12 protein-coding genes are annotated in these 15036 nt (G+C 55.1%); 3 read left to right on the forward strand and 9 right to left on the reverse strand.

The features are described from left to right. Positions 1 to 21 precede the first annotated feature (21 nt). From L2W48_RS07100 to L2W48_RS07115, 4 genes are read right to left on the reverse strand one after another with little or no spacing between them, the layout of a single operon-like run. On the reverse strand, positions 22 to 1011 hold the full coding sequence (locus L2W48_RS07100; RefSeq protein ID WP_236099425.1) for an ABC transporter ATP-binding protein: 990 nt from the start codon (positions 1009 to 1011) through the stop codon (positions 22 to 24). Beyond that, the gene (locus tag L2W48_RS07105) at positions 1008 to 2000 is read right to left on the reverse strand and encodes an ABC transporter ATP-binding protein (RefSeq protein ID WP_236099424.1); all 993 of its coding nucleotides are present in this window, start codon (positions 1998 to 2000) and stop codon (positions 1008 to 1010) included. Before L2W48_RS07105 ends, L2W48_RS07100 begins: the two co-directional genes overlap by 4 nt. A gap of 12 nt (positions 2001 to 2012) precedes the next feature. Continuing rightward, positions 2013 to 2921, reverse strand: coding sequence for an ABC transporter permease (locus L2W48_RS07110; protein ID WP_236099423.1), 909 nt, complete (start codon positions 2919 to 2921; stop codon positions 2013 to 2015). Between the two features lie 13 nt (positions 2922 to 2934). Beyond that, the gene (locus L2W48_RS07115) at positions 2935 to 3861 is read right to left on the reverse strand and encodes an ABC transporter permease (protein WP_236099422.1); all 927 of its coding nucleotides are present in this window, start codon (positions 3859 to 3861) and stop codon (positions 2935 to 2937) included. Positions 3862 to 4346: 485 nt separating this feature from the next. Here L2W48_RS07115 and L2W48_RS07120 point away from each other — a divergent pair, with 485 nt between their 5' ends. Further along, the gene (locus L2W48_RS07120; RefSeq protein WP_236099421.1) at positions 4347 to 5969 is read left to right on the forward strand and encodes an ABC transporter substrate-binding protein; all 1623 of its coding nucleotides are present in this window, start codon (positions 4347 to 4349) and stop codon (positions 5967 to 5969) included. A gap of 104 nt (positions 5970 to 6073) precedes the next feature. Next, positions 6074 to 8011 carry a S9 family peptidase gene (locus tag L2W48_RS07125; RefSeq protein ID WP_236099420.1) on the forward strand — a complete coding sequence of 646 codons (1938 nt, stop codon included), beginning with the start codon at positions 6074 to 6076 and terminating at the stop codon, positions 8009 to 8011. A gap of 57 nt (positions 8012 to 8068) precedes the next feature. Here the strand turns inward: L2W48_RS07125 and L2W48_RS07130 are convergent, their stop codons facing one another. The 4 genes from L2W48_RS07130 to L2W48_RS07145 all read right to left on the reverse strand — a co-directional run bounded on the left by L2W48_RS07130 (position 8069) and on the right by L2W48_RS07145 (position 12330). After that, complete coding sequence (locus L2W48_RS07130; RefSeq protein WP_236099419.1) at positions 8069 to 8800, reverse strand: cyclase family protein; 732 nt, start codon at positions 8798 to 8800, stop codon at positions 8069 to 8071. Positions 8801 to 8837: 37 nt separating this feature from the next. Continuing rightward, on the reverse strand, positions 8838 to 10529 hold the full coding sequence (locus L2W48_RS07135) for a methyl-accepting chemotaxis protein (RefSeq protein WP_236099418.1): 1692 nt from the start codon (positions 10527 to 10529) through the stop codon (positions 8838 to 8840). A gap of 96 nt (positions 10530 to 10625) precedes the next feature. Further along, positions 10626 to 11651 carry an endonuclease/exonuclease/phosphatase family protein gene (locus L2W48_RS07140; protein ID WP_236099417.1) on the reverse strand — a complete coding sequence of 342 codons (1026 nt, stop codon included), beginning with the start codon at positions 11649 to 11651 and terminating at the stop codon, positions 10626 to 10628. A gap of 121 nt (positions 11652 to 11772) precedes the next feature. Beyond that, positions 11773 to 12330: a CD3072 family TudS-related putative desulfidase gene (locus L2W48_RS07145; protein ID WP_236099416.1), complete on the reverse strand. Its 558-nt coding sequence runs from the start codon at positions 12328 to 12330 to the stop codon at positions 11773 to 11775. A gap of 121 nt (positions 12331 to 12451) precedes the next feature. On the opposite strand from L2W48_RS07145, the gene L2W48_RS07150 reads away from it, so the two are divergent. Further along, positions 12452 to 13417, forward strand: a complete 966-nt coding sequence (locus L2W48_RS07150; RefSeq protein WP_236099415.1) for a biotin--[acetyl-CoA-carboxylase] ligase — start codon at positions 12452 to 12454, stop codon at positions 13415 to 13417. Positions 13418 to 13465: 48 nt separating this feature from the next. On the opposite strand, the gene L2W48_RS07155 is transcribed toward L2W48_RS07150, so the two are convergent. Further along, entirely contained in the window at positions 13466 to 14911 is a 1446-nt protein-coding gene (locus L2W48_RS07155; protein WP_236099414.1) for a chemotaxis protein CheW, read from the reverse strand. Positions 14912 to 15036: the final 125 nt, after the last annotated feature.

The following is a 15036-nucleotide window of genomic DNA, read 5'->3' on the forward strand; positions in this document are numbered from 1 at the left end:
CTCTCGGCTCCGCCTTTCTTTCTACCTTTCAAGAAGGAAACACGCCACCTCGTGATCCTTCTCCACCTCCACCAGAGGTGGTTCTTCCTCTCTGCACCTATCCATGGCGTAAGGACATCTGGTGTGGAACCGACATCCCGAAGGCGGATCTATAGGAGAGGGAATGTCGCCCTCCAAGGGGACCCTCTCCACCTTCACGGTGGGATCGGGAAGGGGGATCGCCGACATCAACGCCTTAGTATAGGGATGAAGGGGATTGATGAATATCGAGTCCTTGGAGGTTATCTCCACCACCTTGCCGAGGTACATTATGGCGATCCTGTCGGAGATATGCTTGACCACCGACAGATCGTGGGTGATGAAGAGATAGGTAAGGCCCAGCTCCTGCTGAAGATCCCTCAGCTCGTTCAAAACCTGGCTCTGAATGGACACATCCAGGGCAGAGACCGGCTCGTCGCACACTATGAACTTGGGATTCAAAGCAAGGGCTCGAGCTATACCTATTCGCTGTCTCTGACCGCCGGAGAACTCGTGGGGATAGCGGAAACGATGTTCGGGACGAAGACCGGCTTTGACTATCACGTCGGTGACGTACCGGTCAAGCTCCTTACGACCTTTGGCGATACCGTACAGCTTCACCGCCTCTCCCACTATCTCGCTCACGGTCATCCTGGGATTGAGGCTACCGTAAGGGTCCTGGAAGATTATCTGGATGTTCTGTCTGACCTGTCCGGGGTTTTCCTTGAGCATCTGCCCCAGCTCTCGACCCTGAAAGTAGACCGAGCCGTCGGTCGGTTCCAGAAGGTGCATCAAGGTCCTGCCGGTGGTCGACTTTCCGCATCCGGATTCGCCCACCACTCCCAGCGTCTCTCCCTCTCGGATGGAGAATGAAACGCCATCCACCGCCTTCACGTGGTTGACCACCTTCTTGAATATGCCCTTCCTTATGGGGAAATATTTCTTCAGGTTCTCTACCCTCAGAAACTCCTCCCTCTCGACGGGAACGCTCATTCCTCGACCCCCTCTCTGTCGGGATGATCCTCGTACAGCCAACAACGTACCTTGCGGTCGCCCTTGAGCCTGTATATGGGAGGCTCCTCGACGCTGCATCGATCTATGCACTTATCGCAGCGATTGTGGAACTTACAACCCTCCGGGAAGTCCAACGGGTTCGGCACCACCCCGGGAATGACGTCCAATCTTTCCTTGTCGCAGTCCATCCTCGGTATGGACCGAAGAAGCCCCTGGGTATAGGGATGAAGGGGGTCCTTGTAGAGGGGAACCACGTCGGCCTCCTCCACGACCTTACCGGCGTACATCACCACCACCCTCTGGGCCATCTGGGCTATGACTCCCAGATCGTGGGTTATGAACATTATGGCCGAGTTCAGCTTCTCCCTCAGATCGTTCATGAGATCCAGTATCTGAGCCTGTACCGTCACGTCCAAAGCCGTGGTGGGCTCGTCCGCTATCAGCAGAGCAGGGTTACAGGCCAAGGCCATGGCTATCATGGCCCTCTGCCTCATCCCTCCGGAAAGCTGGTGAGGGTATTCGTCCACCCTCTGATCCGGAGAAGGTATCCCGACCAGGTCCAACATCTCGACGGCCCTCTTTTTGGCCTGCCGATCGTCCATCTTCTGATGAAGCCTCAGAGGCTCCATGATCTGCTCCCCTATGGTGTACACCGGGTTCAAACTCGTCATGGGCTCCTGAAATATCATGGAGATATCGTTGCCTCGGATCTTCCTCATCTCCGGCTCGGAGAGGTTCAACAGGTCGACTCCGTTCATGACGATCTCTCCTCCGGCCACTCGACCGACCGGCTTGGGCAGAAGTCCCATTATGGACAGAGAGGTCACAGACTTGCCACATCCCGATTCACCGACTATGCCCAGGGTCTTGCCGGGCTCGATGGAGAAGGAAACACCGTCCACGGCCTTGACCGTTCCGGCGTCGGTGTCGAAATAGGTCTTAAGGTTTCTGACTTCCAACAATGCCATGCCCGACACCTCCTATCTCTTGAGCCGAACGTCCAGAGCGTCCCTCAGGCCGTCTCCGACGAAGTTAAAGGCCAAAACAGTGTACATTATGGCCAGACCGGGGAAGATCGCCCACCACCATTGACCGGTAGCCAGGTACTTCTGCCCCACCGAGATCATCAGCCCCCAGCTCGGAGTGGGAGGCTGAGCTCCGAAACCGAGAAAGGCAAGCCCCGCCTCCACCATTATGATGCTGCCCAGCCCCAGGGTCGCCTGAACTATGACCGGAGCCAGCGCGTTGGGAAGAATGTGGGAAAAGATGATCCTCCAGGTCGGTATACCGAGCGCTTTAGCCGCCTCTACGTACTCCCTCTCCCTGAGGGATATGAACTGGGCCCTGGTGATCCTAGCGACCGGAACCCAGGAGACCAGACCGATGGCGACGAATACGACCATCATGCTGGGATTGTTGAACACGGCGATTATAGCCAGAACGAAGAGAAAGAAGGGAAAGGCGAATACCACGTTTATCAACCACGATATGGCATCGTCGACCCAGCCTCCAAAATAACCGGCCAGGGCCCCCAGAGGGATGCCTATCATGAGGGACACCAACGTGGCGAAAACCCCTATCTGTAGGGAGATACGGGCCCCGAATACGACCCTGCTGAGGATATCCCTTCCGTAGAGATCGGTACCCATGAGATGACTAGCAGTAGGGGCGGCTAGCTTGGCCGCCTTTCCCTCGGTCCATATAAGCTGTTTAAAGGGATCGTAGGGAGCTATCTGAGGAGCGAAAAGAGCCACGGCCAGGAGAAAGAGGACCATGATAAGCCCCAACATGGCCAATTTATTCCTTCGAAAACGCACCCATGCCTCATACCAGAGACTGCCGTGCTTGCGGTTCTTTGCGGTATCGACCGCTTTATCCTTTTTATTCAACCTCGATCCCCCCTTAATCGTAACGGATCCTGGGATCGAAGAAGCCGTAGGAGATATCGACGATCAGGTTGGCGACGAGGAAAATCAGCGCCATAAAGATGACCGTCCCCCTTATCATGGGGAAATCCCTGGCTATGAGAGCCTCCACCGAGAGACGACCTATTCCGGGCCAGGCGAATATCGTCTCGGTGAGAACCGCGCCGGAAAGCAACGAGGCTATCTGAGTCCCCACTATGGTGACCACAGGTATCATTGCGTTTTTGAGGGCATGCTTCATCACCACGACATTTCCCGCCAATCCCTTGGCTTTGGCGGTCCTTATATAGTCCTGGTTCAAGACCTCGAGCATACAGGACCTGGTAAGACGGGCGGTCAAAGCCCCCGGTCTCACTCCCAAGGTAATCACAGGCAGTATGAGATAGCGCCACGATCCGTCGCCGTATCCCGCTCCGGGCAACCATCCCAGACCATAGGCAAAGACCAGAAGAAGCAGAAGCCCGACCCAGAAGACAGGGGCACTCACCCCTGCGATAGCTATTATCATGGCCGAATAGTCGAACACCGAGTATTGCTTGACCGCCGAGAGAATCCCGGCACCGACTCCTATCACCGTACCGAGCAACAATGCCCACATGGCGAGCCGTGCCGTCGCTCCTAAACGATCCTTGATGGCATCTGCCACCTTCTCGTTGGTCCTGTAGGATGTCCCCAGGTCCCCCTTAATCAGCTGACTAATGAAGTTTATGTATTGTTTATGAAGGGGCAGATCCAACCCCAGATCGTGACGGATCTTGGCTAAGGTCTCGGGATCTCCTCTTTGACCCATCATAATCATGGCCGGGTCTCCGGGAACTACGTTGATCAAGATGAAAACGGCCGTAACGACTCCCCAAACCACGGGAATAGTGTATAAAATTCGCCTCATTATATAAGTAAACATACCAGGGTCACCTCCTGTCTATCGTGATAAAGACTCTACCGTAAGAGACGCCGTGATGCCGAGATAAATTCCCCTTCAGAGATCTCCCACGACAAAGCGGATAACTTTATCGCACAAATCAATCACCTCCCCAAACAAAGCCATGAACATAAGTTACAAAACCCCCTCCCGACGACGCGGGTATCAGAGTAATTGCCGCTAATAACAGGACTCAACAAACAGGAAGATAGAAAAAACAGTCTTTTTTGAGAAAACTTGAGAGATGAAGACGATGTAACATGAGGATCAATAAGTTTATTATACTCCTATTTGTCGATAGAATCACCTACTTTTTAACACCGCTACTATTGCCCCGATACCAAAAGAACAGTATACTCGCAATGTATCCTCAAAATGGATTCCTTTGTGGATTCTAAAAACTCGACATCACAGAGGACCCATGGGGATCGATCATCTCGGCAGAGAGAAAACGGAGGGAAGAAAAAATGAAAAGAACCTTTGCGCTGGTATTACTGGGCATCCTTATCGTAACTATCCTGTCTACCACGGTATCGGCGGATCCTAAAAACGGGGGAATCCTCAGATGGAGGATAATAAACGACCCACCGTCGCTCGACCCGGTTACATCCAACATAACCACAGCCACGAGGGGAACCAATCTCTATCTAGAGACACTGGTCAAGACGAGTCCTTCCGGCAAGGAGATACTCCCCTGCCTCGCCGAAAACTGGGAGGTCGACGACGACTCCAGGGTATGGACCTTCCATCTCAGAAAGGGAGTGCTCTTTCACGATAACGTACTGGGAGAACCTACTCTCAACGGAGGCAGAGAGATGACCGCCGAGGACGTAAAATATTCCTTCGAGCGTTTGGTAAAGATGAAATCCGCCAGGGTCTTCTTCGCAGACAAGATAAAGGGCTACCAGGAGCTCAACGATGGCAAGGTCTCCGAGTGGGCCGGAGTTGAAGTCCTGGATGATTACACCGTTCGGTTTACGCTGGACGAGCCTTTCGCGCCGTTTCTGGCGGTACTGACCTATCCGTCCTTCGGGGTGATTCCCCGAGAGGACGCCGAAAAATGGGGCAAGAATTTCACGTTTCATCCCGTAGGGACCGGCCCCTTCGTCCTCCAGGAATGGAAACACGACAGCGTCGCCTCTTTCCGCAAAAGCCCGAATTACTGGGGCCAGGACGATAGGGGAGTGAAGCTGCCATACCTGGACGGAGTCGATCTTATGGTCATACCGGACAACGGCGTGGCCTATCTGGAGTTCAAAAAGGGCAATATAGACGTCCTTCCGGACATACCGGACGAGTACTATCAGGAACTCAAGGACGGCTTCGGCCCATCCTTCCAGGAGCGCCCGGGACTCAACACCTATTACTACGGCATGAGCCAGTCTGGCAAGCCGTTCATGGACAACCTCAAACTCCGTCAGGCACTCAACTACGGGGTAAACAGAGAGGGCATAAACGAGCTGGTCCTCAACGGCAGATACCAACCGGCCAAAGGAGTGCTGCCTCCTGGAATGCCGGGCTACAACGACGATCTGAATGGCTACGAGTACGATCCGGAAAAGGCTAAACAACTCCTCTCGGAGGCAGGCTATGAGAAAGGCCTGGAGCTTACACTGTACTTCAACAACAACCCCAGACACCGCTCCATAGCGGAGGCCATGCAGGCCCAACTCGGAGAGCTGGGAATAAAGATCCGGCTATCCTCCTCCGAGGTAGGGGCCCATTACGACGCGGTTCGGCGAGGAGATTTCAAGTTCTTCCGGGCCGGCTGGGCCGGGGACTACGCCGATCCGGACAACTTCCTCTACACCCTGTTCTGCTCCGACAACTTCGGCCCCAAGGGCAACTACTGCCGATATAAAAACGACGACGTCGACCGCTGGCTGAAAGAGGCCAGAAGAGAGACCGACCCCGACAAACGTTGGGAGCTCTACGGAAAGGCGGAGCAGCAAATAGTGGACGATGCGGTCTGGATGTTCCTCTTCTACCAGACCACCAGCCTTGTCACCCGCCCCGACGTCCAGGGGGTAGAGCTGGCATTTTTGGGAGATTACATGACCGAACTGACCGAGGTCTGGCTGGACAGATAAGGGTTAGGGTAGGAAAATCGAGTCGAAACTACAAGACGATAGGGGGGCCGCGTCCTGCGGCCTCCCTATCTCTGGAACTGGATGAAAGAAAGGGATGACCTATCGTGAAAAGGGAAAACATGTCGCCCGAGGACCTGCTGGAGTTTCGCTTTCTCTCCGGTCCGTCCATCTCTCCCGACGGAAGAGCTATCTGCTACTCGGTCCATAAGGCGGACCTGGAGAAAAACCGCTACGATTCGAGACTGTGGCTCCATATCCTGGACTCCGGGGAAAACCGCCCTCTGACGGGATCCGGGAGGGAAAAGTGTTTTTGCTGGAACAACGACGGCGAGGAGATCGTCTTCGCCAGCGACAGGAAAGACCCAGAAAAGGGAACCACCGACCTGTACGCCATAGCTCCAGGGGGAGGGGAAGCTCAGCCTATCGGATCCCTGCCGTTCGCGATCTCGTCCATCGTCCACCTTGAAGGGAACCGCTATCTCCTGTCGGGAGAGGATCCCAGGAAATCGGAAAAGCTGGCGGAAGCGGACTACATGGTCTTCGAGCAGGTGCCTTTCTGCTCCAACGGCAAGGGGTACACCGCCCAGAAGAGAACGGCTCTGTACATCTACGAAAGGGGTGGCAAAGCCAGAAAGCTGACTCCCGACACGCTGGACGTGGATCGCTACAGGCTCTCACCGGACAAGACCAAGGTTCTGATAACCGGCCCGGACTTCACCGACGTAAGGCCTATCAGGAGCGGCCTCAGGGAGCTAGACCTGAAAACGGGGGAGATCGACGAGCTTATCCCCGACGGATCCTTCGCCTGCAAGTGCGCCGACTATCTGGACGGAGTCGTGGTGCTCACGGGGTCAAAACTCGACAGACACGGCATAAACGAAAACGTCACCTTCCACGTGCTCAAAGACGGCGTCCCGAGAGAGATCATACCCGGACTCGACAGAGGACTCAGAAACTCCGTAGGCTGCGACTGCCGTTACGGAACCTCCGATCTCAACCTGGCCTTCTTCGTGGACGGCGGCAAGATCTGGTTCGTCTCCACCGACGGAATCGAGTCGCATCTGCACTCTCTGGACCTGTCGGGAAAGATCGTTCAGGAAACCGAAAAGATCTCCTCCGTGGACGATTACCATGTAAGTGGCGGGAAGGCCGCCGTGATCGGATTAAAGGGGCTCGCCCTCCAGGAGCTCTACATCGTCGAGAGCGGAGAGGAGCGCAGGGTCTCGGGCTTTAACGGATGGACGACGTCCGAGAGGAATCTGTCCGTTCCCGAGTCCTTGGCGAGCCGTTCCGACCCGGGTTACCCCATAGACGGATGGATCATGAAACCCACGGATTACAGGGAAGGAGAGAGGTATCCCGCCATAATCCACATCCACGGGGGCCCCAAGACGGCGTTCGGCGAGGTGTATTTTCACGAGATGCAGCTCTGGGCCGCCAGAGGCTATGTGGTGGCCTTCTGCAACCCCAGGGGAAGCGACGGAAAGGGCAACGACTTCGACGATATCAGGGGTAAATACGGCACGGTGGACTACGACGACATCATGGCCTTCACGGACGAGGTGGGAAAACTGCCCTTCGTGGACGAAGACCGCATGGGGGTTACCGGAGGGTCCTACGGAGGCTATATGACCAACTGGATAATAGGTCATACCGATCGATTCAAGGCCGCGGTATCCCAGAGGAGCATCTCCAACTGGATCTCCAAGGCCGGGATCTCCGACATAGGATATTATTTCGTCCCGGACCAGCAGGACGCCGACATATGGGACGACGTCGAGAAACTCTGGTGGCACTCCCCTTTGAAATACGCGGACCGCGCGACGACGCCTACTTTATTCATCCACTCCGACGAGGACTATCGGTGCGAGCTGTCCCAGGGGCTTCAGATGTTCACCGCCCTTAAGCGCCACGGGGTGGACAGCAAAATATGCGTCTTCAAGGGAGAGAACCACGAGCTAAGTCGAGGGGGGAAACCACGAGAGAGACTGGCCCGTCTGGAGGAGATCTCCCGTTGGTTCGATAGATATCTCAAGGACTAGAGAAACGATCGGAGGGAGAGCGATATCGCTCTCCCTCCGATTTATCACAGAGATGGATCAGGGAAGTATGGCAAAACAACGGGCGGGGAAACCCGAGCCGTCCTTGAGCTTCGGGAAAGCCGCTATTATCAAAGCCCCTGTAGGCGGCACCTTATCCAGGTTCGCCATCAACTCTATCTGATAGCGATCCTGGGCCAGAACGTAATGCTCGCAGACCATATTACCGTTGGAGGAATCGACGCCGCAGTCGGTATCGGCGGTCTCGTGTCCCGATGCAGTCACTCCCCTCTCCTCGTAGAGGAACTTGAGGGAATCGAGGCTGTACCCGGGATAATGGGCAATGCCCTTCTCGTCCTTGTTGTCCATGGCATCGCAGTCGGGCCAGCGTTTGGACCAGTCGGTCCTGAGGGCGAAAAAGCAGCCCTCCGGGACCCTGCCGTAGGAGTCCTCCCAGGCGATAATATCCTCCCTGGAGAGACATCTGTCCGGATTTCCCGAGACATCCCGAGAGAGGTCCAGAACGACCAAAGGCAGAAACATCTCCTTCACGTCGATCAGATCCACCGTCCTTCCTCCCGGGACGAAGTGTCTCGGAGAATCGACATGGGTTCCCCATTGGCCCACCAAAGTCATCTTCTCCACCCAGAAACCGTCGTTTTCCACCGTGTAGAGGTCTCGCCTCTCCATATCGTGAAGAGCGGGATAGTGGGGAATTCCGGGACAAAAGGAGTGGGTGAGGTCGACGAAAGTCCTGCCCTTCAGCTCGCGGTAAAGCTCCATCAAATCCATTACAGACACCTCCTATAGGTCATCCGGACCATAGGGATCACACTTTGAATTGATCCAGATGCCTTCTAAGCTGATCCATCCCCTCCAAAAGGACCTCTGTCTGAGAGACCACCGATTCGAAAGCGTCCTTGGCCTCCTCTGTAATCCCTCCGATATCGCCCAGACGTTCGACTATCTCGGAGGTTCCCTTAGCTATGCTGTCCACGGCGTTGGCCATCTCCGTGCTGGACATGGACTGAGCCTTGCTCAGCTCTGAGACCTCGTTCATGACGCCATCAACCGCCTCGATCTCCTTCATGCTGGAGGCTAGATCGTTCCTGAGCCTATCGGCCCGATCCACCACCTTACCCAGGATCTCCTCCTCCTCGACCGTTCCCTGGATGGATTCTTTGGCGTAGACCGACAGGGTCTCTATCAGGGAGGATATCTCCTGAGCCGCAGAGTTTGACTCCTCGGCAAGCTTGCGGACCTCCTCGGCGACCACGGCGAACCCCTTTCCGGCGTCTCCAGCCCTGGCGGCCTCGATGGCGGCGTTGAGAGCCAACAGGTTGGTCTGATCGGCTATACCGGTGATAGCTCCCACAAAGCCGGTTATGGACTCCACCGCGTTCTCCAGAGAGGACATCTTTTTCCTGTTCTCCTGGGATTTGACGCTGACGCCGTTTATATCCTGTACCACCTGCTCCATCTGATTAGATACGCCTTCGGTAAACTTATAGGTCTTGGACGAGGCTTCCACTCCCCGTTCCGAGGCCTTCGCGACGGAGTCGGCTGTGGCGGCCATCTCCTCTACCCCGGCATTGGACTCCTCCACGGCAGCGGCGTTGGTCTGAGAGAGCCCCATAATCTCCTCCATCGAGGATTTCACCGTATCTATCGTGCCTAGAGAGCTCTGCGATCTCTCCGCCAAGACGTGGGAATCCTCCCCGAGCTTTCGAGCTATGGACATCATGTCGACCACGAGAGCCGAAAGCTTGTCCATAAACTGGTTCAACGACCCGCAGAGTCTGCCTACCTCGTCGGAGGTCTTTATGTCCATACGGACCGTGAGGTCTCCCTCTCCCTCGCCGAGATCCCTGACGACCTCGGTCATCTTACGAAGAGGCGAGGCGACCCTTAGAAGGACGAAAACGTTCAATGCCAACACGGCGGACAGCAACACTATAGATATGGTTACGGTCCTGTTCCTGATGGCCCTCTCGGTCTCGGAGGCCTGTCGGTTGAACTCGGCTATAAGGTGATCTCTGGTCTCCTCGCTGCCCTTTCTGAGGTCTCCCAGATAGGACAGATCGAGACCTACCTCCACGGAACCGATGACCTCTTCCTCGTGAACGATGTCTGCCTTGAAGGAGGAAAAACCGTCACCCTCGGGCTTCTCTCCCGCCGCAATCGCACCGCCGTCGTCGTAGATGACCGCATAGGCGACGTTGGGGACCTCCAACATCCCGGCGGCGTAATCCATCAGAGACTCCTCGTTGAAGTTCCACAGAGGAGCGGCGGATATCCAGGCCAGATAGCTCGACATGGCCTTCCCGTAGTCCTCGGCTCCCTTGGCGTTCATGGCGTTCTTATTCTCTATGTCCTCGTTCAACATACGTTCAGCCACGGAACCGACTGAAAGGGACATATTCTCCACACCTCTGATGGCGACGAAGGCCAGGGCTCCTATCGACAATATTAAGCTGAATGCCGTCAGGACCCCCAATTTGGAAACGATACTACGAGACAAATAAAGCCCTCCTTTTCATTCTTATCTCGGCAAAAAGACAATCCCATACAAGCTATATATGTCAGTATATATCGAATCCATCAAAAAAACCAAAAACTATCTAGGGGGATTACAACGGGAACAGGGAGAATAACCCAGGGATTTAGCTTTATCCAACGACATAGGCTCTCCCTTGCCCTTCAGATACGAGCATCCCTTGGAGTGATACTTTTTCCCCGTTGCCGTCACGTACACGATCTGTTCCTTTTTCTCCACGTCATAAACGTCTTTCGTCGAGGACGGGCTTCCATCCCAGTTCAGGTCCAAAAGGACCATATCGTGATCGGGGCTCTGGCTTCTCTTAGTAGACCTGGCGGGGATCGACGTCTCCACCTCGATTATCCTCCACGAGTCGGACCTCTCTATGCCGCTGTAGCCTATGTAGTCCAGACGGCTCTTTCTATCGTCGTAGCTGTAGCTCCCCTTCGGCAGGGAGAGAAGGGGAAAGTTCGTTCCCTTTGGATCGTCCACGTTGTAATCGCCTAGGATGAAGACCGGCCCCTTGAGAGAGCCGACTATCCCGTTTATACCGTCGATCTGAGCCCCTCTCTTGAAATCGTTGTAACGCTTCGCCCTGTCCTGATCGTCCTTGCCCCTGGTGCTCTGGCTCTTTAGATGGACGTTGACCATGTGGAACCGCCTGTCTCCCTCGATATCCAGGAAGACTCCCACCATTGGAGGCCTGTCGTGGAGACGATAGCTTTTTCCCTCGAACCGGAAGGACCCGTTGGCGCCGTAAACAACGGGGCCGTCCAAGATTCGTACCCTGTCCTTCCGCCACAAAAAATAGAGGTCCTGCCTGCCTCCGGTGTCGTTGCCCGAATAAGCCCATCCAGGCAGGAATTTGGTGACGAAAAACCTCATAGTAGCGTCGCCCTCTATCTCCTGCAGGGCCAACAGGTCCACGTCGCTCTCCTTTATTAGTCGAGCCAGGTAGCTACAGTCCTCCTGCGAATATGCCTTTTTTCCCGACACGTTGAAATACTCGATGTTGAAGGTTCCTATGACCAAAGCGGAGGCCTGAGCCGCCCATATGACCGCCAAAAGCACCCCCAAAATCACCTTTTTCGTAAACCTTCTCATAAAAAAAACTCCCTTCCATTACAGACATTACCTAGGTTCGTGAAGATAAGCATATCAAAAAGCAAATAGGGCGGGGGAAAATCCCCGCCCTATTTGCTTTTGACGATAATCCAGAGGATACCTAAACAGACAGACGTTTTTCGATCGATTCCCACGAGATCCCGTCAAGACTCTCCTCGTCCACCGCCGCGAAGGGAAGGACGATACCTCTTTCCTCCAGCATCTCCGACAGGACCTTCATGAAAACCCCTCGTCCCGGCCCCATCTTTACCGAATCCAAACTTCGGGCGACGGCATCGCTGCCTCCGATCATGCCTCCGGTGTAACCGTAACAGGTGCAGTCGACCCCGCAGCTCGGACTTCCGTCCACCCCGACGACGCCGAGGATAGACACCCCGTTGGCAAGATCGTCCTCGACTTGATCTACCACGTGCTCCAACAGCGATATACTGTGACGGCGATAGGCCGGGATATCGTACTGTTCGACGGTCATTCCCCATCGTCTAGCTCCGGCGAAGGTGGCCTCGGGACATGGAAGCTGAAAGATCCCTATCCCCGACTTTATCAACGGGAGGACCAGAGGTTCCAAAGCTCCGGGATATAACCCATAGCCATCGACCTTGGAATTTACGTTCAAAAGGCAATGAGATATAAGTACATAGCGCCGAGATCTGTTCACAGACACCCCTCCAATCAAGCATCTTGATTATAACAAAAAAGACTCCTTTATCTGCACGGAAAGGCGGCTTTTCCGAAAAGATATCCACTAGTACAATGGAGACCGAAAGGAATGGTGGTCCATGAAGGGAAAGATACTGACGATGCTCAAGAAAAGACAGGGCGACTTCGTCTCGGGGCAGTCCATCTGCGACAGTTTGGGAGTAAGCAGGACGGCGGTATGGAAGCACGTCAATCAGCTGAAAGAGGACGGCTACCGGGTCGAGTCCGTGCCTAGAAAGGGATACAGAATAGTCTCGTCTCCCGATGTCCTGACCTCGGAGGAGATCGTTCCTCTTCTAGACACCGACTTCATAGGCAAAAACATAATAAACCACCACGAGGTGGAGTCGACGAACCTGACCGCCAAGGCGGCGGGAAGATCGGGCTGCCCCGACGGCACGGTCGTTACGACGGAGCATCAGACCGGAGGAAGGGGAAGGAGCGGCAGAAGCTGGATCTCCTCTCCCGGCGAGGCCGTTCAGATGTCCATCGTGCTCAGACCGGGGACCCCTCCGGCAACGGCGCCGCCGATAACCCAGATAGGGGCGGCAGCCGTCGCGGTGACACTGGAGGCTATGGGATTCGCTCCCAAGGTAAAGTGGCCCAACGACGTCCTTATATCCGGTAAAAAGGTATGCGGCATACTGACCGAGATGACCTGCGAGTTGGACAGAATAGACTTCATAGTGATGGGGATAGGCATAAACGTCAACGTAAAAGCCTTTCCGAAGCCGGTGGACGAGGTGGCGACATCGCTTCTGTTGGAAGGGGGTAGATCTCTCGACAGAAGAAAAATCGCCGCGGAGGTACTGAACCGTTTCGAGCCTCTCTACCGAGAATACCTGGAAGGAAACGGGGATGCCTATCTTGAGATATGCCGCAGGCTCTCCTGGCTCGAGGGCAAAGAGATATCCTTCGAGAAAGACGGAATCACCGTTACAGCTACGGCAGGAGACATCGACGAAGATGGAAGACTGGAGGTTCATTTTCCGGATGGACGCAGCGAAAGGCTTCTGTCCGGAGAGGTACATCTAGGATCCGTTTAAAAAAGATGCGATCGGGAGAGGAGGTAAGAACCTCCTCTCCCGATCGCATCAGGAAATCGAGTTTTTGGCCGATACGACCTCCTGGGAGGACAAAACGCTCTCGGGAGAAAGGACCAAAACCATCCTCTCGCCCTCTACGTCCGTTCTGGCCACCTGGGACACGAAGTCCCTGGCCCTTCCCAGCTCCTTCATGGAAAGAGGGGGCTCGCTCATGTGGGACAGGGGAACCTCCATCACGCCGGTGACATCGTCGACCATGAAACCGAGAAAGGAGTCGTCCAGCTCGACCACCAAGATCCTGCCGTCCTCCTCGGAGCCCTCGCTGGACTTAAGGCCCAGTCTCTTGCTGAGGCTCACGACAGGTATGACGTCCCCTCGAAGGTCCAACACCCCCTCCACAAAATCGGGCATACCGGGGACCTCGGACAGGTTGCCGACCCGATTGATCTCCTTGATCCTGGTTATCGGAAGACCGAAAGGCTGGCCGCTGACCTTGAAGACCACCAGTGTCTCCGAGCCTCCGCCGTCCTCCTTATCCGCAACGGCCCTGTCGTCCTCCGAGGCCATTTCCCTCAGCCTCTCACGATCCACCAGACCGTCTTTATCCAAGATGGTCACGATCTCATCGTCGTGATGGACTATGGCGCTCACGGTCTGCCTGTTCGAATCGCCTCTGACCACGGAAGGAGGCTCGCTGACCTCCGACATGGGAACCTCCAACACCTCTTTTATCGCGTCCGCGACAAATCCTAGACGGAAGTCCCCGTAATCCGCCACGAGGATCTTACCCTTCTCCTGATCCAGCTCCCCCCCTCGGCGAAGCCTTTCCCTCAGGTTAACCACAGGGAGGATATTGCCCCTTACCTGTAGTACCCCCTCGACGAAAGGAGGCGCGTCGGGGACCGACACCGGAGGCTGATACCGAAGGATCTCCCTGACCTCCTCCAGGCGGAAACCATAGTTATCTCCGTCTAGATCGAAGGTCACTATTCTCATAGTTTCGTATTTGCTCTGAGAGTCCATGCGATCGTCATGGTTTTCAGCGGCTATACGCTTCAACATCTCCCTGTCCACCGACAGAATGTTGGCCGCATCGAGAAGAACCACAAGACGGTCTTCGTGTCTGACCACTCCCTTGACGGCGCTCCTGTCCAATCCGGCACCTTCATTCCCCTCCGGCTCGGAGAGGTCGCCGAGATCCAGCTCTGCGACCTGCGACGCAGAATCCACCATGACCCCTGCGGTAAGGCCGTCCAGGACAAGTATAAGGACCTCGGAGCGATCGACCTTATCTTCGCTGCTTCCCAGTCGTATCGCCAGATCAACCACCGGAATAACGTCACCTCGAAGATTGATTATCCCTCTGACGTGTTTCGACGCCATGGGCAATGGGGTAATCTCAGGGCGGGAAATTATCTCCTTGACGTTCTCCAACGGCAGAGCAAAATAACGCCCGTCGAGGACGAACTCGATACAGCTGTTTTTAGCCATCATCTCACTTACCTCCCTCCACAGATTCAAATCCACTCTCAAAAAGACTACACATAACACCTCGAATGGGTCATTCTACGACAGCGACACCGGGTCTTTCCGCTCAATCTATCGGGAAACCCGAGAAG

Source organism: Dethiosulfovibrio russensis, from assembly GCF_021568855.1.
Taxonomy (GTDB): Bacteria; Synergistota; Synergistia; order Synergistales; family Dethiosulfovibrionaceae; genus Dethiosulfovibrio; species Dethiosulfovibrio russensis.